Source organism: Microbacterium sp. LWH10-1.2 (assembly GCF_038397765.1).
Classification (GTDB): Bacteria; Actinomycetota; Actinomycetes; order Actinomycetales; family Microbacteriaceae; genus Microbacterium; species Microbacterium natoriense.
Genome location: NZ_CP151638.1, coordinates 2,011,317 through 2,037,892 on the forward strand (window position 1 = coordinate 2,011,317; position 26,576 = coordinate 2,037,892).

The window sequence follows — 26,576 nt, forward strand, 5'->3', positions numbered from 1 at the left end:
GCGGCTCAGGGGTAGACGACGACGCTCTTCTCGGCCCCCGCAGGAGGCCACACGGGCCAGACCGCCAGCGCGCCGTCACCGGTCATGGAGACCGACGCGTGCACGGGCGCCGCGCTGCGAACCGAGTAGACGGTGCCGTCGGTCACATCGACCGACGCCGAAGAGCCAGCGGGCACGGTCACCTGCTTCTCCCCTCCGCCTCCGCCCACCGGGCCGACGGTGACCTGCACGTCCTCGGCCTCGTCATTCGTGAGGACGAGGACTGCGGCAGGGCCTGACGGCACGGCGGCGAGAGTCTCACCGGTGAACTCCGGCGCGGGCATCGCCCAGGCGAAGTCGCTGCCAGGACCCGCACCGTCCTGCACGCGCACACCGGCCAGGACCGCGGACTCCGCGTCGACCTGCACGGTGTAGAGGCCCGGGTCGAGGTCGGGGAGCCCGACATCGGTCGCGACCCCTGCGGGGATGTCCATCTGGAACACCGCCGACGCCTCGACGTCGCCGACCGCACGGATCGTGACGGTGGCCTGGGTCTCGGTCTCCGGCGAGAAGAGCCGCAGCATGTTGGCGGAGCTGTCGTCGCCCTCGTTCTGGAAGATCTGCACCCCGGGGATCACCGGATGCTGCTGCGGGGCGGAGACCGCGTCCTGGAGATCCACGCCGACGGGGTCGAGGGTCTGCATGAGCGACGACTGCAGAACCGCACGGACCGGAGACCCGGTGGCCGTGACATTGACCACGGGAGCAGCGGTGCCGCCGGCGATCGCCGCGAGCGGAAGAGCGACCTGGGCTCCTGCGGGGACGATCGACGTCGTCGACGTGCGCGTGGCCCCGTACACGGTGAGGGTCACGGTGGAGGGCACCGCACCGGGGTTCGTCAGAACGACGAGATCCTCGGCGCCCGTCACGACGGCCCCGCCGATGAGCCAGGACTCCGTACTCGCCTCGCGGCACGGCGCCGCCGCGAACCCGGAGAGATCCTCCGCCTGGAGCGTCACCGACTCCGTCGCGCCGATGAGCGGCGCCTTCCGCCCCTCGACGGCCCCGGTCAGACGGCGCACCTCGCCGGCGCCCGCGAGGTCTCCCGCGGTCAGCGAACCGATCTCCGGTTCGCCCTCCGTGCCCTCCATCGTGAAGCGGGGGCTCGCCGCGGAGTCCATGCGGAGCGGATCGGATGTGTCACGCCCGAGCGCGCGGAAGTCGCCGTTGCAGACGAGCACGGTGTCGCCGGGCAGCGGCGTCACCTCCGCCTGCGCGGGTCGGGCGGACACCGACGGCCAGGGCGCGGTGATCGCCACGACCACCCCGGCCACGCAGGCCACGGCCACCGCGGCCCCTGTGAGAAGGCGGGCGCTCGTCGCCACCACGCGGATCGTCCGGTTGCCGCTCATCGTTCCTCCTCCGGCGTCTCGGTGCGATCCCGCACCACCGGCTCGTCCGGCTCCGGCTCGTCACCGGCATCCGTCGACGCCGCCTCTGCACCGGCATCCGTCGGCGACGGGTCATCGACCGGCTCCGGATCCTGAGTCGCGCGATCATCGAATGCGGGGTCGCCCGCGGGGTAGGCGTCTTCGAACTCCCTGTCCTCCGCGTGTCGCGGCAGAACCATCGGCTCGTCCGGCGTGCGTCCCACGATGCGCGACTGCGCTCGGGCAGCACGGCGGGAGGAGCGCGTGGGGATGGAGAGCAGCAGTGCAGCGAAGACCAGCACCAGCTGCACCGTCGTGACGAGGCGCGCCGTCGCATGCTCGCCTGCGGAGAGCTCGGCCCGTTCGGCGGCATCCGCTTCGAGGTGCCAGAGCACACCGCGCGCGGTGTTGCCGGCCTGCACGAAGCCCGCCCGCTGGTCGAGGGCAGTGACCGCCGACGTGCGAAGCGTGAGCGCGCGGTCCCCCTCCCCGTCTGCGACCTTCGCGAGAAGGACGTAGCCGATCCCGAGCTCACCGAGCTTCCCCGCCGCGTCGAAATCGCGTGCCGACAGCAGATCGACGGAGAGCGTGGTGATGTCGGTTCCGCGGATGTCGGTCGCTGTGGTCAGCATCGTGCTCTGCGCTCCGAGCGTCTCGCTGACGCCCCAGGCGACCTCCGCCGCGAGACCTCCGTCGTTCTGTGGAGTGAGGACGAGCGTTCCGACCGGCTTCTCGCCCTCCGCCTGCGCCGCCACGTAGGCGGGGAGCGTCGAGGAGGGACCGCCCGTGAGCACCGGCTTCTCGCCGAGGACGCCGTGGAACGAGAGCAGCGACGGTACGGCGCAGACGAGGACGGCGAGGGCGGAGACGACCGCGGCGACGACGCGCACGCGGGGCATCGTGAGCATGGTGTCGAGCGTGACGAGAGCGGCCCCGGTCAGGCCGATCCAGGCGAGGCTGAGTCCGGCCCCGGGCCAGATCGCGACGGGAGTCCCCTGGGCGAAGGAGACGGCGACGCCGACGGCCAGGAACGCGGTCGCGAGCCCCGCCAGCGAGACAACGAGCAGCGTGATCCCGGCCCGCCATCGCGGTGCCACGGCCGAGGCGAGCGCCAGGAGCGCGAGCGGGGCGAGCAGGACGCCCGCCCATGTGCCCAGCGGCGTGCCCACCACGGCGGTCCAGTCTCCGAACGATGCCGTCGGGAAGCCTGTGGCGAGGGCGAGGCGCCCTGCGGCATCGGCGGCGGCCTGCGGACCAGCCCAGATCTGACCGGGATCGCCGAGGAGAGCGAGGAGGCTGCCGTGCCGGAGCTGCCAGATGACGATCGGCGCGAACAGTGCGATCGCGGGCACCGGCAGCCAGAGCAGCCGGACCGCGCCCCGGATGCGTGCGCCGCCGAGGGTGATGCCGATCGCGACCACCCAGAGCAGCAGCAGGGCCGGGGCGAGAGAGGGCGAGCAGGCGGCGACCGCTGCGAAGAGGAGGGAGGCCGCGCCGGCTGCTCCCCAGGAGCGGTGCGCGACGACGGCGGAGTGGAAGAGCCAGGGAAGCAGCAGGTGGACCAGGACGCCGGTGGGACGCCCGTCCATGAGCGCGGCGAGGAAGGTGGGCGCGAGCGCCCAGACGACGCCGGCGAAGATCCGCAGCCCTGAGCGATCCGTCACCCGGGTGGCCGCGAACCAGCCGCCGAGGACGGCGAGCGGCAGAGCGAGGATCCACAGCAGCACGAGCGAGAAGGACGGTCCGGCCGGCCACAGGGAGCCGAGGACGGCGACGACGGCCGCGAACGGATCCGCCGGTCCGATCAGATCGACGCCGACGCCGCGCAGACCCCACGCCGCATCCGCCCACAGCGCCGCGACCGTCGTGCGCAAGGGCAGCAGGGCGCCGCCGCCCAGCACGGGCCAGGCGAGGAGGGTCGTGAACGTCGCGATGCTCACCACGAGAGCTGCGAGCACGGCCCAGGCCCCACCCCCCGAGAAGAAGCGGAGTTCGCTGACTGCGCCGCCCTCGCTTCCGTGGCCGTCGTCCAGCCTGCGCCGGAGGTCGCCACGGGTGACGCGGAGAGGGGCGACGCTCGCCCAGCTCGATGTGCGGAAGGAGCGGATGCCGCGCCGCGAGCGGCTGACGGCGCCGAAGCGGAACATCGCGGTCAGTGCGGCTCCCCACTCCGGAGCCACGGCTTCAGGGCGTTTCCCGATGAGATGGGTGATCGACCGCCAGAGAGCGAGAGGAAGCAGGGTCAGCCAGTGGAGCGGGAGGGCGATCGCCGGCGCGTAGGCGAGACGACGATGCAGCTGGGCCGTCCTGGTCGCGTACGCGCGACGGGCGCCCCCTGCGGGCAATGCGGCGGGACCGTCGGGTGAGACGGCGATGCGCGCGGAGGGTGTGAGGACGACACGGCCCCCGCCGAGGCGTGCGCGCACGCCGAGGTCGAGGCCTTCATCCGCCCCCGCGAGCGCACGATCCGGCCGGAGGGCGTCCCGCACCTCGCCGCGGATCAGGATGCCGCGGATGTCGGCCCCCAGCGCATCGTCCTTGCCGTCGTGCTGCCCCTGATCCAGCTCGCCCGCGGCGAGTTCCACGGAGCGCCCGAGGGCGGTCATGCTCACTCCGAGCGAGACGATCTCCCGATCGTTGTCGGTCTGCACCAGTTTCGGCGCGATGATCGCCGCCGACGGCGAGCGCTCGAGACTGCCGACGAGGCGTTCGAGCGCACGGGGGTGGGGCGCGGTGTCCTGAGCGAGCAGCCAGATCGCGCTGCCCTCCAGTACACGAGGACGTGCGAGCTCGACGGCGTCGGCGAACGACGTGCCGCTGCGGGCTGCGATGATCCCCTCGACCGTGGCCGCGACGACCTCGCTCTGGCGGATGGATCCCGCATCACCGCACACGACCAGCGTGATCGCCGCGGGCGGGGTCGACTGGGCGCGCAGTGCGTCCAGGGTGCGGAGCAGTTGGGCACGGGCCGATGATCCGGGGCGCGCGACGATGATGGCGTGTACTCGGGCTGGCATGACGTGGTCAGCCTAAGCGCGCACAAGGGGCGGCTGGAGCAGCGGGTGCGGCGCGCCCGCGAAGCGGTGATGCGCGATGCGGTGGATCAGCTGGCGCGGCGCTTGAGCTTCCGGCGCTCGCGCTCGGAGAGTCCACCCCAGATGCCGAAGCGCTCATCGTTGTTGAGCGCGTACTCGAGGCATTCGCCGCGGACGTCGCAGGAGGTGCAGATCCTCTTCGCGTCACGCGTGGATCCGCCCTTCTCAGGGAAGAACGCCTCGGGGTCGGTCTGCGCGCACAGTGCGTCGCTCTGCCAGGCGAGGGCGTTGTCGTCGTCGGTCTGGACGCTGCGAACCCCTGGAACACCGAGGTTGACCGGGTCGACGAACCAGTTCTCCGGTACCTCGGAACGGTATCCCGTCATGTCGATCCCTCCAACCCTTGTCTCCGCCCCCCGGCGGGCCGTGCTCAACTAATTACACCCGTGTCATTCGCTGCGGTCAAGTCGCGGATGGTAAACCCTCAATCAGATCTTGAAGGTTCTTGACGGCGCATCGGCGTGTCGCGATCAGCGCCCGGGGGTCGCGATGAAGGCCTCACCATCGCCCGAGATCGTCAGGGCGGTCTCCTCGACGCCTGCGAATGCCACGGCGCCGACAGCGACGTCGACGCTCTCCCCGTCCGCCGTGCTCGCCGACACCCGACCGCCGGTCGCGAGCACCATTGTCGGACCCGACACCTCGACGCGCACCGGGGTTCCGCTCAGCACGACACGACGCAGGGCGAAGTCCGGCACGTCGACCGGGTAGTCGGTGATCGCTCCGTCGGATTCGGGACGAAGCACGGGCACCTCCCCCGGCGTCGTGTCGAGGATGGACAGCAGCTCGGCGACGTCGATGTGCTTGGGCGTGAGGCCGCCGCGCAGGACGTTGTCGCTCGCGGCCATGATCTCGACGCCGAGGCCCGAGACGTACGCGTGCAGGAGCCCCGCTCTCAGGAAGAGACCCTCACCCCTGGAGAGCACGACGTGATTCATCAGCAGCGCGACGACCACACCCGGGTCACCGGGGTAGCTGTCGGCGATCCCGGCGATCGCACGCAGTCCCTCGGCCCACTCCCCCGTGCTCGTCGCGGCGGCGTCGCGCACCGCAGCGATGATCTCGTCCACTTCGGTGCGCGCGTCACCCGACAGCAGCCATCCGATCGCGTCGCGCAGCACGTCACCCTCGGCGAGGAGCCGATCCCGAAGCGCGGCGACGCCGGGGCCGTCGCCGAGCAGCGCGAGCAGCCGCAGCGTGTCGCCCACGGGACGCAGCCCGCTCAGCGACTCGAAACGCTCGCTCAGCGCGACGATCAGCTCCGGCTTGTGGTTGTCGTCGCGGTAGTTGCGTCGCGGGTCGGCGGCATCCATCCCCGCTTCCCTCGCCCACCCCGCCTGCGCCTGCGCGATCGTGGGGTGCACCTGGATCGACAGCGGCGAAGCCGCGGCCAGCAGTTTCAGCAGATAGGGCAGCGAACCGCCGGTCACGGCGTCGAGCGTCCCTCCGCCTGCCACGTCAGCAGGGTCGCCGGGGTGGTCGCCGAACCACACCTCGGCCTCGGGACCTGCAGCGGGGTCACGGCCTTCGAGAGCGGCGAGGAGAGTACGGGATCCCCAGGCGTAGTCGCGGGGCGTGTTCGACAGGCTCAGCAGCATGCCCCCAGCGTAGAGCCACGGATGCCGCTCGCGAGAAAGGACGCCGCTCTCAGGTGAGAGTCCAGCCCGGGGCGGTAGCCTGAACGCGATGGCGCAGTACACGAAGCACCCGATCTCCGCCCCGCCCACCGCGCCAGAGCGCGAGTCGACGGGGCATCTCCTGCTGCGCGGTTACATCATCCTCGTGATGTTCGCGACCTTCGCGCACTCCGCGGTGTACAACCTCCTCGGCATGGAGGGAGCAGGCATCACGCTGGGCGTGTTCCTCGTCGCGACGCTCGCGATCGGCATCCCGATGCTCGCGAGGAATCGCCCGCAGACGTTCGCCTGGCGACGGCTCCCCTGGTCCGCGATCGGCTACACCGTGCTCGCCCTGGCCTCGCTCGCGTGGTCGCGCTGGCCCTTCGCGACGGCGATCACCTGGGTCCTGCTCGCCACGGTGACGGTGAACGCCCTCTTCATCGCCCATGTCCTGACCTGGCGCGAGATCATCCGTGCGATGGCGTCCGCCTTCAAGTGGATCCTCGGGCTGTCGCTCCTCCTGGAGCTCTGGGTGTCGCTGGTCGTCAAGGCTCCGCTTCTCCCCAACTTCGCCGACCTGCCAGAGGGCAAGCTCGACCCGCAGTGGTACTGGGTGCGCGGCAACCTCTTCGACGGCGGGCGCCTCCAGGGCATCGTCGGCAACGCGAACCTGCTGGGAATCATCAGCCTGTTCGCCCTGCTCACCTTCGGCGTCCTGTTCGCCGCTCGGGCCCGCTGGCGCACCACGCTCGCCCTGTGGATGCTGCTGGCCGCCTTCTTCCTGCTCCGCGCCTCGTCGGCGACGGCGTTCGCCTGCGCCGCTGCCGCAGCCGTGGTCCTCGTCGTCGCGCTTCTGATGCGTCGTGCGAAGTCCCCCGGCGCCCGCACCCGGCTCTATGTGGTCTTCCTCGGCGGCGGGGCCATCGCGGCGGCCGCGGCCTGGTTCCTCCAGAAGCCCCTGCTCGCCCTCCTCGGCCGCGACTCCGACCTCACCGGACGCTCGAACAAGATCTGGACCGCCGTCATCGAGCGCGCGTCCGAGCATCCGGTCTTCGGCAACGGCTTCTCGAGCCCCTGGCTCCCCACCGATCCCGCATTCGCGGGGTGGATCGAAGACCACGACATCACCGTGTTCCACGCCCACAACATGTGGCTCGACGTGTTCATGCAGCTCGGCGTCGTCGGTCTCATCCTCGTGGCGATCGCGTTCCTCAGCCTGCTCTGGCGCTCCTGGTTCTTCGCGATCGACCGCCCGCGGTGGGATCTCGCGTCCGACCGCGAGTACTCTCCCCTGACGCTGCTGCCGAGCCTGCTCACCGTCGCGCTGCTCGTGCAGGGTCTCACCGAGTCGACCCCGATCATGCTCTGGGGGTGGATGCTGCTCATCCTGCTGTCGTTCAAGATCAAGACGACGCCGCTCGTCGGCATCGGCGAGCGGGAGCACGTGATCGAGCGGGGCGAGCGGCGCCGGCGGGTGCCGTGACGGCGGGTCACCGCATGGGGCGGCTGCTCGCCTCGGCCGAGATGGCCAGGGCCTTCACGATCGCGGTGTTGGCCGCCGTGTTCTCGGCGTTCACGATCGAGCGGATGTCGTCGCCGGTGACCCAGGCGACGATCCTCGCCGTGCTGTGCGCGATCGGCGCGGCCATCCTCTGGGTGCGAAGGGAGGAGCTGTCGCTGCTGCGACTCGCCCCCACCTCCCTTCTCGTCTTCCTCGCCTGGGCGCTCGTCAGCGTCGTCTGGACCACCGACCGGTCCGACACGCTGTTCGGCTGGATGGCGCTGTTCGGATACGGCTTCCTCGCCATCACGGTCGGGCATATCAGGGACACCCTGCAGACCGTGCGGGCGCTCGGAGACACGCTGCGCGTGCTGCTCCTCATCTCGCTCGGGCTGGAGATCCTGTCGGGCGTCCTTCTCGACATCCCGTTCACGTTCCTCGGCATCCAGGGCGACCTCGCCATCGGCGGGCCGGTGCAGGGCATCTTCGGCAGCCGCAACATGCTCGGCTTCGTCACGGTCATCGCCCTGATCACCTTCGTGATCGAATGGCGTTCCCAGTCGCTCACGTCGCGTATCGCGATCCCCTCCATCGCCCTCGCGGCCATGCTGGCCATCCTCTCGGCGTCCCCCACTGTGCTGGTCCTCGCCCTCGCCGTCGGCGTCGTCACCGTCGCGCTCACGATCGTGCGGCACGCCCCCGCAGAGCGACGCAACGTCGTGCAGTGGGTGCTCGGCGTCCTCGTCGCGCTGGCGCTGGCCGCCGCATTCGCGCTGCGGCATCCGATCATCGCGCTGATGGACGCCGGCTCCGACTTCTCCATCAGGGCGACGCTGTGGAACACGATCCTCGACTTCAGCGCGGTGAAGCCGATCCAGGGCTGGGGCTGGTTCGGCTCCTGGGCACGCGGCGAGTACCCCTTCACTTACATCAACTTCCAGCTCGACGACCACCACCAGAGCGCCCTCAACTCCTACTTCGATGTGCTGCTGCAGCTCGGCGCCGCAGGTCTGGTGCTGTTCCTGCTGCTCGGCGGAGTCGCCCTGGTGCGCTCCTGGCTCGTGGCCAGCGTGCGTCGTTCGGTCGTGTACGCCTGGACGCCCCTCATGCTCGTGACTCTGGCGGTCGAGTCCATGTTCGAGAGCTTCACGATCGTCGGGGCCGGCTGGTTCATGCTCGTCCTGTGCGCGCTGCGCGCCGGGCAGTCGCGCTCCTGGCGAGAGAACATCGACGCCGCCCAGACCGGCGTGATCCCCACCCTGCGCGCCGAGGGCTGAGTGCACCGCCGCGCCCTCGGGGGATTCCGAACTGCGCCGGGTAGGCTTGAGGTCGCTCGCGGCGTCCTGCGGGCCGAAAGCTTTCGGAGATCCCACTCGTGACCAACGTCCCCTTCGACCCGGCATCCGCGACGATCGTCATCGTCACGTTCAACCGCTCGCACCTCCTCACCGGCCTGCTCGAGAGCATCATCACGATGGATCCGAAGCCCGGCCACGTCGTGATCATCGACAACGCCTCATCCGATGACACCACCGAGGTCGTCGACTCCTTCCGTCCGCGGCTGGGCACCGAACTGGTCTATCGCCGCCTCGACACCAACACCGGCGGATCCGGCGGATTCAGCGAGGGCATGCGCACGGCGTATGAACTCGGGTCCGAATGGATCTGGATGATGGATGACGACGTCGAGGTCCTGCCGGACGGCCTGGCGAAGATGGGCAAGTGGGCGCCTCGGTTCAAGAGCATCCAGGGACGCCGCTACGACTACGACGGCAGCGAGTTCTACTGGCAGTACCGCATCGCCGAGCGGATGGGCATCCCTATCCCGTTCGCACCCTCCGGATTCGACGGCTCCGGCTTCAAGGAGATGAACAGCGGCTGCTTCGAGGGCATGTTCATCCACCGTTCGATCGTGACGCAGATCGGACTCCCCGACCCCCGGTTCTTCATCTACTGGGATGACCAGATGTACGGCTGGCTCGCTTCCCGCAAGACCACTGCCGTCATCGTCGACGAGTTCGTCCTGCGCCGCACCCGCGAGATCAAGCAGTGGGACATGGGCATCCGCCACATGAACGCCTCGAGCAACGCGTACCGCTTCTACATCATGCGCAACCGCGCATACATCAAGAAGTACTATCGCGTGCACGGCAACTACAACCCCGTGCTCTTCGGTCTCGGCACGTCGATGACGTTCGCGAAGGAGCTCATCCGGCTCTTCTTCGTCGAGCGCACGGTGCGCGGAACCAGCAACCTCTTCCGCGGGTTGAAGGAGGGCGGCCGGCTCAGCCGCGATCGCTCCTGGCAGCCCATGGCACCCCTGGAGGCATGACGATGAGCGAAGAACCGCAGCCCGAGCTCCGCTGGGCGCCGATCCCGCCCAAGCCGTCCCGCAAGGGACGCGTGTGGCTCGTGATCGGCCTCGTCGTCGCCGCTCTCCTGATCGTCGGCGTTCTGCTGTTCTTCCTCCTCCCCCGCGGCGAGAACCCTGAACCGGGTTCCTCCGCTTCTCCGAGCCCGTCGTCGAGCACGACCCCGACCCCGTCCGGATCCCCGACCGCCTCCCCGTCGCCCTCCTCGGAGCCGACGGCCCCGATCGAGACCGTGCCGCCATCGACCGACCCGAGCATCGAGGCCTTCCGCAGCAAGGTGGACGTCTGGCTGGACTCGGCACCGAACGGCCTGGACATCATCTCCCGGTCCAGCGGCCAGGACGCGCTCTCCGTCGTCGATTCCATGCGAGAGGATGCTCAGCGTCTCTCCGATGCACAGGCGCCGTCATCGATCTCGGCCCAGTGGCGGGATGCCGTCGACTCCTACGCCCAGAAGCTCTCCGAACTGCGTTCCGCGATCTCCGCCGACTCGGGCGTCTCCGCAGCGGTGGATGCCGCGCGCAGCGCGGTTCAGAATCTGAACAGCGTCCTCGGCGCCTGACCGAGGCTGCGCTCGTCAGCCGGCGTTGTAGTCCTTGTTGTAACGGTCGAGCACCTCTGCGATGGGCGCATCGAGGACGAGCGCGCCTTTGTCGAGGTAGAGCCCCCTGGTGCAGAAGCGACGCAGATCCCGCTCGTTGTGGCTGACGAAGAAGAGCGTGCGGCCCTCGGCGAGCAGCTCGTCGATGCGCTTGTAGCACTTCTCACGGAACGCCTTGTCGCCGACCGCGAGCACCTCGTCGACGAGGAGGATCGGCTCGTCGAGCTGCGACACCACGGAGAACGCGAGGCGCACCTTCATGCCGTTGGAGAGGTGCTTGTACGGCGTGTCCTCGAAGCCTGCGAGCTCCGCGAACTGGATGATCCCGTCGTACCGACGGGACACCTCATCACGGGACATGCCGTGCAGGCCTGCGGTCAAGCGCACGTTCTCACGGACGCTGAGGTCGCCGACGAAGCCGCCGGTGATCTCGATCAGGGGCGCCACTCCCCCGTTGACCGTGACCGTGCCCTCATCCGACAGGAGGACGCCGGCGACGAGGCGGAGCAGCGTGGACTTGCCCTGGCCGTTGCGGCCGACCACGCCGATCGATTCCCCCGGCTGCACGGAGAACGAGACGCCGCGCAGCGCCCAGAACTCACCGGGGCGCGACCGGCGCGCCGCCCCGGCGAACAGATCCTTGAAGCTGCGACGTCCACGACGGTTCCGTCGGAAGCGGACACCGAGGTCCTGGACTTCGATCGCCGCCGTCATCACAGCTCCTTCAGGACGGGTCGCTCGAGCCGGCGGAACACCCACGCGCCGAGAGCGAGGAACGCCAGGCTCATCCCGACGCTGATGGCGAGGGTGAACGGATTCCACTGCTCGGGGAAGAACGGCATCCGATAGAGCATGAAGATGCCGGCGAGCGGGTTGAAGGCTCCGAGGATCTGGGCGATGCCCGGCAGGTCCGTCACGTTGTAGATGATCGGCGTCGCGTAGAACATCGCACGGAGGATGAGCGCCGTGGTGCGCTCCAGATCCACGTACATGACGCACAGGGGGGCGATGAGAAGGCCGAGTCCGACGAGCAGCACGGTCTGCAGCAGCATCGCCACCGGCACCCAGAGCACGCCCCAGCCGACCTGGACGACCTGGTCGGGGTTCTTCTCCACGAGCAGGTTGACGACGACGAAGAGCACGAGGACGGGCAGCGAGAACAGGTACTCCATGCCCTTGCTCAGCACGATGCGGTTGACCCAGATCGACCGAGGGATGGCCGTCGAGCGCACGAGCCTTGCGTCTTTCTTGAACGCTCTCGTGAAGTCGGAGACGGAGGCGTTGAACCACACCCAGGGCAGCAGCGCGCTGATGAGGAACACGATGTACGGCTCTTCCCCGACATCCCGGTGGAAGACCTGAGTGAACACGAACCAGTAGATGGCGCTCATCACCAGCGGGTCGAGCACCGACCAGAGGTATCCGAGCACGCTGGTGGAGTAGCGGACCTTGAGGTCTCTGGCCGAGAGCAGCCACAGTGAATGCAGGTATCTCCGGGGCGTCCCCGGTGCCCCGACCGCAGTGTGACTCACAGTGTCGAGTCTACGAGAGGGTGTTGTTCCACAGCGACAGCGCCGAGCCGATCGCCATGTGCATGTCGAGGTACTGGTAGGTGCCGAGTCGCCCGCCGAAGTGGACGTCCTGCTCCCCCTTGGCGAGTTCACGGTAAGCCAGCAGTCCCTCGCGATCGCTGGAGGTGTTCACCGGATAGTACGGCTCGTCCTCACGCTCGGCGAAGCGGGAGAACTCCCGCATGATGACCGTCTTGTCCGAGTCGTAGACGTCCTTGCGCTCCGGATGGAAGTGCTTGAACTCGTGGATGCGGGTGTAGGGAACGTCCATGTCGGGATAGTTCATGACGCTCGTGCCCTGGAAGTCCCGGACGTTCAGGACCTCCTGCTCGAAGTCGAGCGTGCGCCAGCTGAGCGCGCCCTCGGCGTAGTCGAAGTAGCGGTCCACCGGCCCGGTGTACACGACCGGGACCTGCCCCACCGTCGCCCTCCTGTTCAGCGGCTGCGACTCGTCGAAGTAGTCGACGCCCAGCTTCACCTCGATGTCGGGGTGATCGGCCATCCGCTCGAGCCAGGCGGTGTAGCCGTCGGTCGGCAGCCCCTCCCAGGTGTCGTTGAAGTAGCGGTTGTCGTACGTGTACCGCACCGGGAGCCGGCTGATGATGTCACCGGAGAGCTTCTGCGGGTCGGTCTGCCACTGCTTGGCCGTGTAGTCGCGGAAGAACGCCTCGAACAGCGGGCGGCCGACGAGGGCGATGCCCTTCTCCTCGAAGTTCGTCGCGGTCTTCGCGTCGAACTCCCCCGCCTGCTCGCGGACGAGCGCGCGGGCCTGGTCGGGCGTGTAGGCCGACTGGAAGAACTGGTTGATCGTGCCGAGGTTCACCGGCATCGGGAACACGGTGCCCTTGTGCGTCGTGTAGACCCGGTGCACGTAGCTCGTGAACGACGTGAAGCGGTTCACGTACTCCCACACGGCGGGATTCGACGTGTGGAAGAGGTGGGCGCCGTAGCGGTGCACCTCGATCCCGGTCTCCGGCTCGGCCTCGCTGTAGGCGTTGCCGCCGATGTGGTGGCGACGGTCGATGACCGTGACCTTGCGGCCGGCTTGTGCGGCGCGCTCGGCGATGGTGAGGCCGAAGAATCCCGAGCCGACGACGAGGAGATCCATCAGTCGTTCTTCTCCGGGAACTCGGGATTGCGCACGGCGATCTGTCGTGCGAGCTGCGTGATCTGGGCGTCCTGAGCGCGACGCTTGCGAACAGTGGACAGCGCGTTCGCGACGAACACGATGAGGAACGCGTAGAGGAGGAGGTCCGTGCCGCGACCGACGCCCACCGTGTGCGCGAGGTCGTCGATCACACCCGGGAAGAGCACGGCGTACACGCCCCCGGCGAGCAGGAGCAGCAGCGTGATGGTGCGGATCGCCTGCGTGCGCGCCGAACCGCCGGGCCGGAGCAGGATGAGGCCGAAGATGACGAAGGCCCCGATCAGCAGGACCTTGATGATGATCTGATCGAACATGACCGTCCTACTTGATGAAGAGTTCGCTGAGGATGTTGACCGAGTTCCAGAGGGACTGGCCCTTCGACCGGGAGTAGTCGGTGTAGACGATGTGGACCGCCTGCTCGGCGTATCGCAGCTTGTGCTCACCGATCTGCGCCACGATCTCGCTCGCATGCGCCATGCGATTCTGGCGGATGTTGAGGGCTCGCGCCGCGACCGCGTTGAACGCACGCAACCCGTTGTGCGCGTCCGTGAGTCGGACGCCGGTGGACATGCGCTCGAACAGCACGGCCATTCGAAGCACCAGCTTCTTCAGCGCGCTGGCATTGGTGCGGTCATCGAGGAACCGCGAGCCGACGATGATGTCGTACGGCTCGGATCTCAGCCTCTCGACCATCGCGAGAGCATCCGACACCTGGTGCTGTCCGTCGGAGTCGAATGTGACGAAGTACTCGGCGCCCTTCTGGCTTCTCGCGAACTCGATGCCCGTCTGAAGGGCGGCACCCTGACCGAGATTGATCGGATGCCGCAGCACGACTGCACCGCCTGCGAGCGCCTCCGAGACCGAATCGTCCGTGCTCCCGTCGTCGATGCACACGATGTGAGGGAAGGTGGCTCGCCCCTCCTGGATGACATCGCGAACGACGGTCGCCTCGTTGTAGAGCGGGATGATCAGCCACGTATCCGCGTTGTCTGACTTTTCGAGCATGTTCCTGTCAACGTCCATTCGAATCGATTGATTCTAGCGAGGGTTCCTGGACCGGTCCCGGAGGACGCGTCCGGCAAGATCCGCATACTGCGTGGCACGCACCGACCAGTGCCAGTCGTCCATGGGCAGAGCGGTCCACCCCTGGTCGAGGAGCGCTCCTGCCGCCTCGGCCAATGCCTCGGGGGTCTTCTGCTCGACGAGTCGAACGGGCTGGCCGGCTTCGCGAAGAGTGCGCACGCCAGGCAGATCGTAGGAGACGACGCTGCCTCCCACCTCGAGCGCTTCCAGGAGAGTGATCTGAAAGCCCTCTGCAAGGATCGACGGATTGATGAGGACCGAACCGGCGAGCGCGCTGCTCACTTCGTCGACGTCCACTCGTCCGCGAAGAACCACTCGGTCCCCGAGGCCGGCTCGCGTCACGGCCTCCTCCACCGCGGGTCGGCTCACTCCGTCGCCGAGGATCTCGGCGGTGACATCCCGACCTTCGCCCCGGAGCCGGGCGACGGTCTCCACGAACACCTCGGCGCCCTTGCCGGGGACCAGGCGACCGACGAAGACGACACGGCTGCGCTGCGTGCGTTCGATCTCGGCAGACGCCGGGTCGATGGCGTTGTAGAAGACGTGAGCGTCGGCTCGGCCGGAGAGCCGCTCGACGAAGGCGACCACGTTCTCCGACACACCGAGCACCTCGTCGGCCGCCCGGAGCACCGCCTTGCCGAAGGTGTGATCCACCAGACGACTCGCGACCGTGACGACGGCACTCGACGAGACGACGTGGTCGCTCCCGTGCTCCGTGTGCAGGACTGCGGCGCCCGCACGCTTCGCCGCACGCAGCCCTACCCAGCTCATGGGGAAGAACCGCGTGTGGATCGAGACGACATCCACGTGACGCTCACGCAGAAGCCGAGCGATCCGTCGCGTCGCTCCGGGCGAAGGGAAACCGAGGATGCCCCCGACCCGCAGGTGCTCCGCCATGCGGATCACCTCGATGCCGTCCTCGTCGGCGATCCCCGTGCTCTCCGACAGCGTCACGATCAGCACATCGTGCCCCTGCTCGTGCAGTCGCCTGGCGAGGTTGCGCACGTGCAGCTCGACGCCACCGACTCGCGGTGGATAGTTGTTGACGACGAATGCGAATCTCATCTGTCCCCCTGGATGCGTCCTGATCTCGACGGCGCGAACGATGCCGCTCGTGACGGAGTCGACGCCCCCTCAGCCGCTCTCAGGGACGAGGACGGACGCCCGGATACTATGTAGAGCGTATCCGATGTGGCCGCGCTCACTCGGTCATGTCCGATCCGACCAGGAGGCGCCTTGCTGCGAGAGTCCACGAGCGCGACGGCGAGCCGTGCGCCCCTCATCGACGATCCGCGTCGTCGAGGCGACCGCTGATGGCTCTCAGTCCCGTCCTCATCCGCGCTGCGCAGTCCACGACAGGGATGGCCATACAGGGCATCGCCCGTTTCGGCTACACCCTCGTCATCGGCCGGCTCGCGGGTCCGGAGACGATGGGCGAGATCACCGCCGTCCTCTCCCTCGCGGTGTACCTGGGCCTGGTGTGGCCGGCCGGAGCCGCCACGGCCGCGACCCGTTACTACGCGACGCCCGAGCTGGCAGGTCCGGCAGCGCGTTCCATCCGACGCGCGTGGCTCCTGGGAACCGTCGCTCTGTCCGCGCTCATCGTGCCGATGACGTTGTGGGTGACCGGTGATGTCGCGCTCGGGATCTCAAGCGCCGTACTGATGTTCTCCTACAGCGCGTACATGTTCACCCGCGGCGAGCTCACCGGAGAAGACCGACTGGGGTGGGCGGTCATCGCGGATACGCTGTCATCCGTCCTCGCGATCACCGCGCTCCTGGTGACCATGCTCTTCCACCTCTCCTGGGCACTGCTCCTGCCTCTGTCGCTGGGATACCTTCTCTTCGCGGTCCTGAGCCGCTCGCGGACGAAGAGCGAGCCGTCATCGCCCGCGATCCGCTCGCAGATCTTCACGTTCACGTGGCGCACCAGCGTGGGCATGCTGGTGGGCGGAGGCCTGCTTCCGATCACCATCGTGTTCGTTCGCGGATTCGAGTCCCCTCACACGGCCGGTCTCTTCGCTGCCGCGTTGACGCTCGCCACCCCTGCGAGCATGGTCTCCCTCGCGCTGAATCAGGTCCTGATCCCGCACTTCGCTCGGCTCGATGACGTGACCCGGCGGGCGTCCCACCGCCAGATCTTCCTCCTCACCCTCGGTCTCTTCACGCTGGTCTTCGGGGCGCTCGCAGCGGCGTCGCCGTGGATCGTGGACGTGTTCTACGGAGAGAAGTACGTCGGAGCCGACGTGCCCATGCGCGCGCTCATCATCGGCGTCTTCCTCTTCTCCATCGCCGCGGTGCCCTCCGCACTGCTGCTGGCAGACGGACGCGAGCGCGCGTACGCCCGCATCTGGCTGGTATCTTTTGTCGTCGGAATGCTTCTCATGGTGACTCTGTCACCGACGCTGGGTCAATGGGGTGCGCTCATGGGTTATCTCGTGGGTGGAGGAGGCGGCGCGATCGCGATCTGCGTCTGCGCCTTCTGGCCGGTCTCCGCCCCCAGTGCCGAACGAAAGGACACGCTCGTACCATGAGCCGACCGAAACAGATCATCGGAACAATCGTCGCCGGTCTGGCGCTCATGCTCACGCTCAGCATGTGGGCGTTCTCCTCCCCGGTCGGCGCGAGCCCCGACGAGGACTTCCACCTCGCCAGCGCCTGGTGCGGAAACGGCGAACGCGAAGGTCTCTGCGAGGCCGGCCATGAGGACGAGACGAGACTCGTCCCCGACAAGGCTCTCGAAGCCAACTGCTACGCCTTCCAGCCTCAGACCAGCGCGGCATGCCAGGGGAAGGATTTCCTCGATGAGGGCTTCTCCCTCATCGAGTCCGATCGCGTCAACTCGGAGGGCCAGTACCCTTCGGGCTTCTACTTCGTGTCCTCTCTCTTCACGAGCGACAACATCGCGGTGTCCACGATCGCGATCCGGCTCGCCCACTCGGCGATCTTCACCGTGCTGGTCATGGTCACCTGGTGGCTCCTGCCCCGCAGGCTCAGGTTCACGATGTCCGCAAGCGTCCTGCTGACTCTGGTTCCTCTCGGCCTCTTCGTCATCGCATCGCCGAATCCGAGCAGCTGGGCTGTGCTGTCCACTGCAGTGCTCTTCCCCGCGCTGCTCGGCTACTTCACGACACGGGGAGCGCAGCGTGTGGGACTCGCCGTCATCTCGGCCATAGCGGCGCTCATCGGATTCTCCTCGCGAGGAGACAGCGCAGCATACGCGGCGGTCGCGATCGCGGCAGCGATGGTGCTCGCCTTCCGCCCCTCCAAGGCCTACGTTCTGCGGGCGATCGTCCCGGCCGCACTCATCGCCGCCGCAGGGATCGCGTTCCTGGCCGCCGGTCAGACCGGGCGTGCCCTCGAGGGATGGACCGATGACGCACCGGGGTCAGGCGGCCTCATGTCGATCGTGAACAATTTCCTTGCTCTCCCGAGCCTGTGGACCGGAGCGCTCGGAATGGGCTGGGGACTCGGCTGGCTCGACACCGGCATGCCCGCGATCCTCTGGGCGGCCACGCTCTTCTGCTTTGTCGGGGTGCTGTTCGCAGCCCTGCGCTGGCAGGGATGGCGCAAGCTCATCGCCCTCATCGGCACGGGCGCGTCCGTCATCGTCATTCCCCTCTACATCCTCTACACCGGCAATGCCATGGTGGGCGAGAACGTCCAGCCCCGCTACCTCCTGCCGCTTCTCACGCTCTTTCTGGCGACCGCACTGGCGCCGAGCATCCATGGCGAGACCGTTTCGGAGAACCGCCCGCCTCATGGGCCCGTCCGCCTCAACGGGATGCAGCTCTGGGTGATCGTCGCCCTGATCAGCGGCGCTCAGGCACTGGCGATCTACACGAACACCAAGCGGTACTCCGGGTCGGGAATCCTCGCCGGCAAGACGGCCTGGTGGTGGGATGCCGGACCCACTCCGCTTGCAGTGTGCGTCGTCGGTGCGCTCGCCTTCGCCGTTCTTGCGGTGCTCTGGGCCGTCGACCACACCAGAGACGGTGTCGACGCGGTTGCACCGAACACGCCCTCGCCCGCCACGTCGGTGGACGCTGCACCGACGTCACTTGTCGAAGAGCACGCCACCGTCGAGGATGGGATCGACACCTCGACGCGACCCTCGCAGCCTTCACAGGCCTGACGCATCCGCCGGAACGCACGCAGCAAGGAGACCCATGCACGTCCTCGTCACCGGCGGAGCCGGCTACATCGGATCCCACACCGTCGTCACGCTGCTGGAGGGCGGCCACGATGTCACGGTGGTGGACAACTTCTCGAACAGCTCCCCGGAGGTCTTCGACCGGATCGAGAAGATCACCGGGCGTCGCCCGGCTGCGCACACCGCAGATCTGCGGGACCAGGACGCGCTCCGCACGATCCTCACGACAGCCCGGCCGGATGCCGTCATCCACTTCGCCGGCCTCAAGGCCGTCGGTGAGAGCGTCGCACAGCCTCTGCACTACTACGCGCACAACCTCGACACCACGTTCTCGCTGCTGAGCGCGATGGACGCCGCTGACGTGCACCGCCTCGTCTTCTCCTCCTCGGCCACCGTGTACGGCGACGGGCAGGAGCCGCCGTACACAGAGGACGGCGGTCCCTTGGACTCGACGAATCCGTACGGTCAGTCCAAGGTGATGCTTGAGCGGATCCTGACGGATGTCGCGTCAGCGGATCCGCGCTGGAGCATCGCGCTCCTCCGCTACTTCAACCCGATCGGCGCGCATCCGAGCGGCCTGATCGGCGAGGACCCTCAGGGGCCGCCCAACAACCTCGCGCCCTACATCTCGCAGGTGGCCGTCGGTCGGCGGTCTCACGTGACCGTCTTCGGCGACGACTACGACACCGCGGACGGCACCGGCGAACGCGACTACATCCACGTCGTCGATCTTGCCGAGGGTCACGCAGCAGCCCTCGCGGAGATCGCGGGCAGGACCGGTGTGCGCGCGTGGAACCTGGGCACCGGAACCCCGACGTCCGTGTTCGCTCTGATCACGGCGTTCGAGAACGCCGTCGGAGAAGCCATCCCGTACGAGGTCGGGCCGCGCCGCCAAGGGGACCTCCCCCGTGCCTGGGCCGACACGTCCCGTGCCCTCGATGAGCTCGGATGGCGAGCGACGCGCTCCGTCGCCGACATGGCGCGCGACGCATGGAACTGGCAGTCGAGCAACCCCACGGGATACGGTCAGAACCCGGATCGCTGACTCAACGTCGCCGGTGGACGGTGACGTTGTATACCTGGATCTCCAGCAGTCGCTGAAGATGGAGCGCGCGACAGATCACGCGCTGCCAGATGCTCAACTGCCGCACACGCGTGCGGACCGCCCGCCGGTCATCCTCGAGACGACGGAGCTCGTCGGCCGTGCCGGCCGCTCTGCGTTCGAAACGGAGAGCGGTCATCCCGGTGTACGCCCGAGCGGGAAGCACCCCGAGACGGATCGCCACGTCGAAGGACTGCGCGTGCGCATGGACGATGTCCGAGTAGTATGCCGCGCTGCGAAGCGCATGCGACACGCTGTCTCCGCGCTGCAGCCAGTAGTAGAGCGCATCCTCGCAGGACACCACCGATGACATGCGCTCGTAGAGCGTCATGGCCACAGCGACGTCCTGTGCGTACCGCCCCGCAGGGAAGCGCACGCCGTCGAACAGGTGAGCGCGGTACATCTTGCCCCAGTTCGCCTCGCTGAAGTAGCGCAGCTCGACGCGGAGGAGCTTTCGATGCGCGAGAGAGAACACGGTCTGATACGCCCGTGCCGGATCATCGAACACCTCATACGCGCCGAACGGATCATCGGCGTGCTTGCGCATCTCGGCGACACCCTGACTCGCGCCGACGTTCTTCCATCGGCAGCAGCTCATGTCGGCTCCCGTCGACTCGATCAGCTCGACGAGCCGCTCCAGCATCCGCGGCGCCATGAGGTCGTCGTTGTCGCAGAAGGTGATCAGGTCCCCGCTGGCGGCATCCAACCCGGCGTTCTGCGCGACGGCGATGCCGCCGTTCTCCTGATGGATGACGCGGATGCGGACATCCTGCGCCGCAAGCCGATCGCACACCTCTCCCGATCCGTCCGTGGAGCCGTCGTCGACGAGTATCAGTTCCAGAGCCGAGTGCGTCTGCTCGAGAATGGAGCGGATACAGGGCTCGAGATGCTCCCCCGCGTCGTAGACCGGGACGATGATCGAGACGAGCGGGCCTGCGCCCGTCATACGATCCGCACGGATGTCGCGACAGGTCCGACGGACGTCGTGTCGCCGAGCACCTCGAACTCCGCGGCGTTCATGAGACCGTGAGATGTGGGCTCGCTGATTCCCGAGGCGTTGACGTTCACCGAGTAGTGGCCCGGGCTCAGACCATCGGTCGTGAACGTGATCTCCACGGTTCGCGACGCGTTCAAGGGGGCGAGCACGATGTCCAGGAGGTCCGTGTTCGAGGCGAGGGCGATCTGCCCGAGCGATGAGTCCACGCTGAATCCGATCGCCCACCGCTCGATGGGCCGGAGCATGTCGACCTGGACGCGGAGCGTCACGTCTTCTCCCGCCCGAAGCTCCTCGATATGACCGCCATCGCCGTCGAGGAGCTCGACCGACCGGATCTCCAGCGCCCGCGAGATCTGGTCAGGACGCGCCTGTCCGACGGTGTTCTCCGAGAGCAGCTTCCGGAACCGCTCGATGGCGGTCACGGGGATGCCGTCGTAGACGAGCTTGCCCTTGTCCATCACCACGACGCGGTCGCACAGCGATTGGATCTGATCCAGCGCGTGGCTCACGATGATGATCGTCCGCCCCTCGGCCTGGAACTCCTTGATCTTGGCGAGGCACTTCTCCTGGAACTGCTCGTCACCGACCGCGAGTACCTCGTCGACGAGAAGGATGTCGGGGTCGGTGTGCACCGCGATCGCGAAGGCGAGTCGCACGTACATGCCCGAGGAGTAGAACTTCACCTGAGTGTCGATGAAGTCGCCGACCCCGGAGAAGTCGAGGATCGCAGTGAACTGCTCATCGACCTCTTCCTTGCTGAGGCCGAGAACCGAGCCGTTGAGGTACACGTTCTCCCGACCGGTGAGGTCCGGGTGGAAACCTGCCCCCAGTTCGAGGAGAGCCGCCACCCGACCGCGCTGCTCGACGGTGCCCTCCGTGGGCTGGATGATCCCGCCCAGTACCTTGAGGAGTGTGCTCTTGCCGGAACCGTTGTGACCGATGAGTCCGATCGTGGTCCCCGCGTTGATGCCGAGACTGACGTCGCTGAGACCCCAGAAATCCTGGCGATGCTGGCGTCCCGCACGTCCCAGGGTCACGACGCGCTCCTTGAGCGAGGAGTCCTTCCGCACGGTGAACCGCTTGGAGACGTGTTCGACCCTGACCACCTCGGGCGCAGCGACCTCGATCTCAGCCATGTTGTTTCCCGTCATGCTCACAGCTCCTGCGCGAAATTGCCCTGCAGCCGCAGGAAGACCCGGTGGCTCACGAAGAGCAGCACGAGGCCGATGGCCAGCGCGACCAACATCCTCAGCATCAGATTGTCCGGCCATGCCACGGCGTCGCCGGACACCCAGAACGCGCGCTGGAATCCCAGGACGGCGAGGGTGAGGGGGTTGTTCGTGTACGCCTCGAGAAGCCACGGCACCTTCACGAGCTGTGCGACCATCTGCCAGGCGTACACGACAGGCGATGCCCAGAAGAGGATCATCGTCAGAACGTCGACCAGGTACTGCGTGTCGCGCAGGTAGACGTTGATCGCACCGCACAGAAGCGCCAGCGCGAGTCCGAACACGACGATGAGAGCCAGCGCCGGGAGGAAGTAGATGAGACCGCTGTGCAGCGGCGGCTTACCGATGGCGATGGTCGCGATCACGAGCACCACGAGCTGGACCCCGAAGTTGAACAGGGCGGCGCCCGTGCTCGCCAGCGGGAACACCTCCCGCGGGACGTACACCTTCTTCACGAGGCCGGAGTTCGCGAGGATGGAACCGGTCCCCCCCACCAGGATCTCCTGGAACAGCCCCATCGCGGTCAGTCCTGCGAACACGTAGATCGCGAAGTCGGGGATGCCGCGGGCCGCCCCGAGGAAATGCCCCAGCACGACGAAGTAGATCGCGAGCTGCATCAGCGGCCGCGCAAGCACCCAGAGGAAGCCGAGCGCCGAATCCTTGTACCTCGCCTTGAGGTCTCGTTTCACCAGGAGCGAGAGCATTTCACGGTGATCGACGAGCTCTCGGAAAGGTGCGAAGAACCCTCCTGAAGCCCCCTTCCCCACCGCTCCGATGCTCCGCATCGGTAGCGTGGCGATCCGCGCGAACCTCGCGCTGGCCGCCGACGGCGTTGCCTCAGTCATTCGTTTCATGCTCCCTTGCTGCCGGGTGTCGGCAAGAGTCTGCGCAGGATCCGCGAGGGGCGCAGTCTTCCGAGACGGCGTCGCCACGGTGCGACTCTCTCGAAGACGGCGCGGAAGCGCGGTTCCAGTTCGGGTCTGTTCATCCGCGCGTACATGTACGCGAAGTCCTCGAGACGTCCCTCGCCGAAGTCGCCGGCCGCGCGCATCCGCTCGATCTGCTGCATCGTCGTGTCCATCATCGTGCTCGACATCTGGTCGAGGTTGTACTCCAGCGCCGTGTAGCTTCTGGCGAGGTATCCGGGCGTCGCAATCGTCCGCGTGTGGTACCCGAGCTCTCCCGCGGCATACGAGGGCATGCGCTCGAGGACATGCGCCAGGCCGCCGTCCTTGTACGCGTCGGCCCCGCCGAACTCGTCATAGCTCCACTCGTGCTCGAGGAGCAGTCGCAGCGCCTCCGGGCGAGCGAAGTACATCGACCCGAATGGCGCCAACGGGGAGAGCTGATCGATCGGAACCCGGATGCCCAGCTCGGCCGCCACCTCGACGAAGCGCGGGCGGTTGTCCCACCAGGCGTGTCCCATGGTTCCGTACCCGATGTGCACCATCGGCGGATAGGCCAGGCCCAGGCCAGGCTCGCGCTGGAACAGAGCGACGACATTCGCCACGTGTCCTTCGCCGGCGAGCAGATTCTCGAACTGCTGACGCGCGAAGAGACGCCCGGGGTTGAACTCGTCCTGTGGAGTCTTCTTGGAGTGGATCTTGACGATCAGCTCGTACTCGCCGCTCAGGAGCTCTGCACGGCACGCGATGAGGAACGCGCTCTGGTCCCGGCCGTCGTTGGAGTCCACGACGCGCACATCCACGCTGCCTCGGGGCGTCCGCTCGGCCAGCGCCTGACGGATCTGCGATGCACGTCCTTCGTCGGCGGTCGTCACGATCAGGTCATAGGGGCCTGGAAGCCGGTCCAGACCGTCCAGCATCTCCGAAGCGAGCTCCGGATAGTAGATGTGCGCCACCGCGAGCGTACGCAATGGCGATGTGGGGTCGTAGGCCCTGTCGTGCTCAGAGATCACGTCGAGGAGCGCGGCATCCGCGTTCAGCGTTCGCGGCTCGACGTTGCGAGCCAGATCCTGCATGAGCATCGGCATCGGGTAGCCGTATCGTGCCGCGGCTTCCAGCGTCCACCGTCCGACGACCGCGAGTCGGTCGAGATAGGGCGGCCATTGAAAGAACGGCCGCCGCTTCAGTGTCGGGCATCCGGCGTCGAGCAGCTGCTCGGCGTAGAGGACGGCATGGTTCTCGATCTTGTCGGTGATCGTGGGGAACGCCACCTCCCCCACGAAGCCGTGAGACGTGAACTTCTCGGTGAAGACAGCCTCGTGCTTCACCACCGCATCCTCGTATCCGTTCATCACGGGGAGGTTCGCCCAGTAGTCGATCCACTCCGTGCTGGAGAAGAGCTCCTTGCGGGCGACGAGCCAGTAGGACTGCAGGTGGTACGCGAGGTAGTCGCGTCCGGTGAACGGGTTCGGCTCGACCCGCAGGTGATCGGTCATGCCCCAGAAGTGCAGCTCCTGACCGTCCATGCGCTCGAACACCGGGTCGAACGGCCGTACGGGACCGAACCAGGTGTCGTTGGCGAGGATCACCTCATCGAACTCGCCGATGCCGTCCGCGACGTGATCGATCCCGTGCTTGTAACCCCAGATGTCGAACCCGGAGTTCTCCCGCTCGAGCACCTCGTCGGCAACGCCCTCGAGAGTCGCACGTCCGGCCGCGGTGAGCGCGCCGTTGGAGATCACCAGGATGCGATCGCAGAAGCGCCGGAGATCTGTGAGCGCGTACGGAACGTAGTCCTCGACCTCTCCGCGACGATCGTAGACGACGTAGATCAGCAGCCGTCGTCCCCCGGGGGGGAAGACCCCCGCCGCACGGGCAGGGTAGGTCGTGAGCTCGGCGGTCCTCATCAGAACCCTCCCCGGTAGTTGCTGATCCGACGGCGGGCGTAGCGCACGGCACGCCTGCCGAGCTTCGCGACATGGATCGCCAGATAGGCGGCCTTGTAGGCCGGGCTCGCGATGGCTGCGAGCACGGGGTGGTTCAGCGTGAGGTACATCCTGGAGAGGCCGAAGATGCCGCTTCCGCTCATCCTTCCGGCCCTCTGGATCAACTGGATCGCATCCACGGGATACCCGCGAGTCGTGGAGAAGAGCTGGTCGACCTTGTAGTCGATCGCGGTGTGACTGATCGCGGCGTGCTCAGGGGTGAGCACGGTCTGGGCGTAGAAGCCCGCGTCCCCGGCGACGTGCGCGACGACGCGCTCCTGCACGCGGGCGAAATCCTTGATGGGTCCGCTCGACGTGTAGTCGCGATAGCTCAACCGCTTCTCGGCGAGCGAGGCGAGCGCCTCGGGGCGGCACATCCACATGCCTCCGAAAGGAGCCAGGGGCGACAGGTCCTCGAGAGGAACCTGCACACCGATCCTCCGGAGGAATCGGGATGCCGTCAGACGATAGCGTCCGCCTCCCCACCCGGTGCCGATGATCGAGTATCCGATGTGCATCATCGGCGGGAAGACGACTCCCAGGTGCGGTTTGGCCGCGAACATGCCCAGGACGTTCTCGACGTAGTGAGGTGACGCGAGGAGATTCTCCGTCTGGTAGCGCGTGAAGTAGCGCACCACGTTGAGCGTCTTCTTCGCGTGCTTGCGGGCGTGGACCTTGATGAGCACGTCGTACTCGCGCTCGAGCAGGAGATCATGGCATCCGACGAAGAAGTCGGCCATGTCCCTCCCCTTGCGCGACGGCGTGACCCGAACGTCGAGACGTGCGTTGCCGAGTCTCCTCGCCTCCACGAAGCGCTCGATCCGTGCGGCCTTTCGCCCGTCGGTGGTCGTGACGACGAGGTCGAAACCCGCCGGGATGTGGGCGAGCTGATCGCACAGCTGCTCGAAGACAGGAAGGTCGCGCGCGTACACGACCGCGGCGACGCGAAGGCCCTTCACGGGAGTGCCCGGTACGACGCTCTGCTGCGGGAGTATCTCCAGCAGGCCGGCGTTCGCATTGAGGGTCCTCGGCTGCACTGTGCGCGCAAGGGCGCTGAGCGCGGCGTCGCGGTCGAGACCGTGCTTCTCCGCGATGTCGAGGATGTCGCTTCCGATGATCCCGTGGCGGTCCAGATACGAGGGGTACCAGCCGAACACGCCTCGATCCAGGAACGGATAGCCGTCCTGGATCAGGAGATCCGGCACGTGCGCGGGGGCGTTCTTCGTGGGGTACGACGACGCGGGAAAGGCGAACTCGATCCGGTGCCCTGACCCGGCGAGCACGGGGGCGATCAGCCGCTCATGCTCGGCCTCGCGAGGACGCTTCGGAAGCTCCTCCCAGAATCGCTTCCAGTCTGCGCTCTCGAAGAGCGACCGACGCGCGACGAACCACGCCCAGGGCATGGCCAGGAGCGGATGTCCCTGGTCGTCGAACGAGGCGTCGAGCTCCCCGGAGATCTCTGCGGCCTGCCAGCCGTCCCCCGGGAGGCCGTCCATGCGCTCGATCATCGCGTCGAACGAGTCGAGCGGGCCGAACCACCCGTCACCGGTGAGCACGATCTCGTCGATCTCGTCCTCGAAGGGCGCCAGCGCGTGGAGCCCCTCACGGTAGTTCCTCGGAGCGAAGCGAGGCGTCTCGACGGGCACGAGTCGGGCATCGAGGTGAGCGAGTGCCGACGCCGCGTCCACCACGCCTGGAGGCACGGTCACGATCACCGTGCTCGCGAGGGCGCGGAGCTCCTCGAGTGCAGAGACCGTTGTCGCCTCGAGAGAACGAGAGTCACCGCTGAGCGCGAAGACAACAGCTC

General features: G+C 67.5%; 22 protein-coding genes. 7 read left to right on the plus strand and 15 right to left on the minus strand.

Annotation, left to right across the window (positions count from 1 at the left end; genetic code table 11):
• Nucleotides 1-5: 5 nt before the first annotated feature.
• From MRBLWH10_RS09690 to manA, 4 genes are all read right to left on the minus strand, one after another.
• Nucleotides 6-1,391 carry a DUF5719 family protein gene (locus MRBLWH10_RS09690; RefSeq protein ID WP_341942525.1) on the minus strand — a complete coding sequence of 462 codons (1,386 nt, stop codon included), beginning with the start codon at nucleotides 1,389-1,391 and terminating at the stop codon, nucleotides 6-8.
• Nucleotides 1,388-4,426, minus strand: coding sequence for a glycosyltransferase (locus tag MRBLWH10_RS09695; protein WP_341942526.1), 3,039 nt, complete (start codon nucleotides 4,424-4,426; stop codon nucleotides 1,388-1,390). The genes MRBLWH10_RS09690 and MRBLWH10_RS09695 overlap by 4 nt, the downstream gene beginning before the upstream one ends.
• 86 nt (nucleotides 4,427-4,512) lie before the next feature.
• The gene (locus MRBLWH10_RS09700) at nucleotides 4,513-4,830 is read right to left on the minus strand and encodes a WhiB family transcriptional regulator (RefSeq protein ID WP_341942527.1); all 318 of its coding nucleotides are present in this window, start codon (nucleotides 4,828-4,830) and stop codon (nucleotides 4,513-4,515) included.
• A gap of 144 nt (nucleotides 4,831-4,974) precedes the next feature.
• Nucleotides 4,975-6,102 carry a mannose-6-phosphate isomerase, class I gene (manA, locus tag MRBLWH10_RS09705; protein ID WP_341942528.1) on the minus strand — a complete coding sequence of 376 codons (1,128 nt, stop codon included), beginning with the start codon at nucleotides 6,100-6,102 and terminating at the stop codon, nucleotides 4,975-4,977.
• 88 nt (nucleotides 6,103-6,190) lie between these two features.
• Here manA and MRBLWH10_RS09710 point away from each other — a divergent pair, with 88 nt between their 5' ends.
• From MRBLWH10_RS09710 to MRBLWH10_RS09725, 4 genes are all read left to right on the plus strand, one after another.
• On the plus strand, nucleotides 6,191-7,606 hold the full coding sequence (locus tag MRBLWH10_RS09710) for an O-antigen ligase family protein (protein ID WP_341942530.1): 1,416 nt from the start codon (nucleotides 6,191-6,193) through the stop codon (nucleotides 7,604-7,606).
• Complete coding sequence (locus MRBLWH10_RS09715; RefSeq protein WP_341942531.1) at nucleotides 7,603-8,901, plus strand: O-antigen ligase family protein; 1,299 nt, start codon at nucleotides 7,603-7,605, stop codon at nucleotides 8,899-8,901. Before MRBLWH10_RS09710 ends, MRBLWH10_RS09715 begins: the two co-directional genes overlap by 4 nt.
• A gap of 98 nt (nucleotides 8,902-8,999) precedes the next feature.
• Nucleotides 9,000-9,956, plus strand: a complete 957-nt coding sequence (locus MRBLWH10_RS09720; RefSeq protein ID WP_105672480.1) for a glycosyltransferase family 2 protein — start codon at nucleotides 9,000-9,002, stop codon at nucleotides 9,954-9,956.
• A 2-nt stretch (nucleotides 9,957-9,958) separates the two neighbouring features.
• Nucleotides 9,959-10,558 carry a hypothetical protein gene (locus tag MRBLWH10_RS09725; protein WP_341942532.1) on the plus strand — a complete coding sequence of 200 codons (600 nt, stop codon included), beginning with the start codon at nucleotides 9,959-9,961 and terminating at the stop codon, nucleotides 10,556-10,558.
• Between the two features lie 15 nt (nucleotides 10,559-10,573).
• On the opposite strand, the gene MRBLWH10_RS09730 is transcribed toward MRBLWH10_RS09725, so the two are convergent.
• Genes MRBLWH10_RS09730 through MRBLWH10_RS09755 form a run of 6 tightly spaced genes read right to left on the minus strand, consistent with a single transcriptional unit; the run spans nucleotide 10,574 to nucleotide 15,463 of the window.
• Nucleotides 10,574-11,311: an ABC transporter ATP-binding protein gene (locus MRBLWH10_RS09730; RefSeq protein ID WP_341942533.1), complete on the minus strand. Its 738-nt coding sequence runs from the start codon at nucleotides 11,309-11,311 to the stop codon at nucleotides 10,574-10,576.
• Complete coding sequence (locus MRBLWH10_RS09735; protein WP_341942534.1) at nucleotides 11,311-12,129, minus strand: ABC transporter permease; 819 nt, start codon at nucleotides 12,127-12,129, stop codon at nucleotides 11,311-11,313. Before MRBLWH10_RS09735 ends, MRBLWH10_RS09730 begins: the two co-directional genes overlap by 1 nt.
• Before the next feature lie 10 nt (nucleotides 12,130-12,139).
• Nucleotides 12,140-13,276 (minus strand): UDP-galactopyranose mutase, encoded by a 1,137-nt coding sequence (gene glf / locus MRBLWH10_RS09740; RefSeq protein WP_341942535.1) that lies wholly within the window; start codon nucleotides 13,274-13,276, stop codon nucleotides 12,140-12,142.
• Nucleotides 13,276-13,629, minus strand: a complete 354-nt coding sequence (locus tag MRBLWH10_RS09745; RefSeq protein ID WP_341942536.1) for a DUF2304 domain-containing protein — start codon at nucleotides 13,627-13,629, stop codon at nucleotides 13,276-13,278. Before MRBLWH10_RS09745 ends, glf begins: the two co-directional genes overlap by 1 nt.
• A gap of 7 nt (nucleotides 13,630-13,636) precedes the next feature.
• Nucleotides 13,637-14,320: a glycosyltransferase family 2 protein gene (locus tag MRBLWH10_RS09750; RefSeq protein WP_341942537.1), complete on the minus strand. Its 684-nt coding sequence runs from the start codon at nucleotides 14,318-14,320 to the stop codon at nucleotides 13,637-13,639.
• A gap of 33 nt (nucleotides 14,321-14,353) precedes the next feature.
• Nucleotides 14,354-15,463 (minus strand): glycosyltransferase family 4 protein, encoded by a 1,110-nt coding sequence (locus tag MRBLWH10_RS09755; RefSeq protein ID WP_341942538.1) that lies wholly within the window; start codon nucleotides 15,461-15,463, stop codon nucleotides 14,354-14,356.
• A 248-nt stretch (nucleotides 15,464-15,711) separates the two neighbouring features.
• On the opposite strand from MRBLWH10_RS09755, the gene MRBLWH10_RS09760 reads away from it, so the two are divergent.
• The 3 genes from MRBLWH10_RS09760 to galE are packed head-to-tail and all read left to right on the plus strand — an operon-like array spanning nucleotide 15,712 to nucleotide 19,596.
• Nucleotides 15,712-16,932, plus strand: coding sequence for a hypothetical protein (locus MRBLWH10_RS09760; RefSeq protein ID WP_341942539.1), 1,221 nt, complete (start codon nucleotides 15,712-15,714; stop codon nucleotides 16,930-16,932).
• Nucleotides 16,929-18,533 (plus strand): DUF2142 domain-containing protein, encoded by a 1,605-nt coding sequence (locus MRBLWH10_RS09765; protein WP_341942540.1) that lies wholly within the window; start codon nucleotides 16,929-16,931, stop codon nucleotides 18,531-18,533. The genes MRBLWH10_RS09760 and MRBLWH10_RS09765 overlap by 4 nt, the downstream gene beginning before the upstream one ends.
• Nucleotides 18,534-18,567: 34 nt before the next feature.
• Nucleotides 18,568-19,596, plus strand: a complete 1,029-nt coding sequence (gene galE, locus MRBLWH10_RS09770) for a UDP-glucose 4-epimerase GalE (protein ID WP_341942541.1) — start codon at nucleotides 18,568-18,570, stop codon at nucleotides 19,594-19,596.
• A gap of 1 nt (nucleotide 19,597) precedes the next feature.
• On the opposite strand, the gene MRBLWH10_RS09775 is transcribed toward galE, so the two are convergent.
• The 5 genes from MRBLWH10_RS09775 to MRBLWH10_RS09795 all read right to left on the minus strand — a co-directional run bounded on the left by MRBLWH10_RS09775 (nucleotide 19,598) and on the right by MRBLWH10_RS09795 (nucleotide 26,478).
• Nucleotides 19,598-20,599 (minus strand): glycosyltransferase, encoded by a 1,002-nt coding sequence (locus MRBLWH10_RS09775; RefSeq protein WP_341942542.1) that lies wholly within the window; start codon nucleotides 20,597-20,599, stop codon nucleotides 19,598-19,600.
• Nucleotides 20,596-21,801: an ABC transporter ATP-binding protein gene (locus tag MRBLWH10_RS09780; RefSeq protein WP_341942543.1), complete on the minus strand. Its 1,206-nt coding sequence runs from the start codon at nucleotides 21,799-21,801 to the stop codon at nucleotides 20,596-20,598. Before MRBLWH10_RS09780 ends, MRBLWH10_RS09775 begins: the two co-directional genes overlap by 4 nt.
• Before the next feature lie 2 nt (nucleotides 21,802-21,803).
• Nucleotides 21,804-22,583: an ABC transporter permease gene (locus tag MRBLWH10_RS09785; protein ID WP_341942544.1), complete on the minus strand. Its 780-nt coding sequence runs from the start codon at nucleotides 22,581-22,583 to the stop codon at nucleotides 21,804-21,806.
• Between the two features lie 146 nt (nucleotides 22,584-22,729).
• A complete protein-coding gene (locus MRBLWH10_RS09790; protein WP_341942545.1) occupies nucleotides 22,730-24,691 on the minus strand; it encodes a rhamnan synthesis F family protein in 1,962 nt (653 codons plus the stop codon).
• On the minus strand, nucleotides 24,691-26,478 hold the full coding sequence (locus MRBLWH10_RS09795) for a rhamnan synthesis F family protein (RefSeq protein ID WP_341942546.1): 1,788 nt from the start codon (nucleotides 26,476-26,478) through the stop codon (nucleotides 24,691-24,693). The genes MRBLWH10_RS09790 and MRBLWH10_RS09795 overlap by 1 nt, the downstream gene beginning before the upstream one ends.
• Between the last annotated feature and the right edge of the window lie 98 nt (nucleotides 26,479-26,576).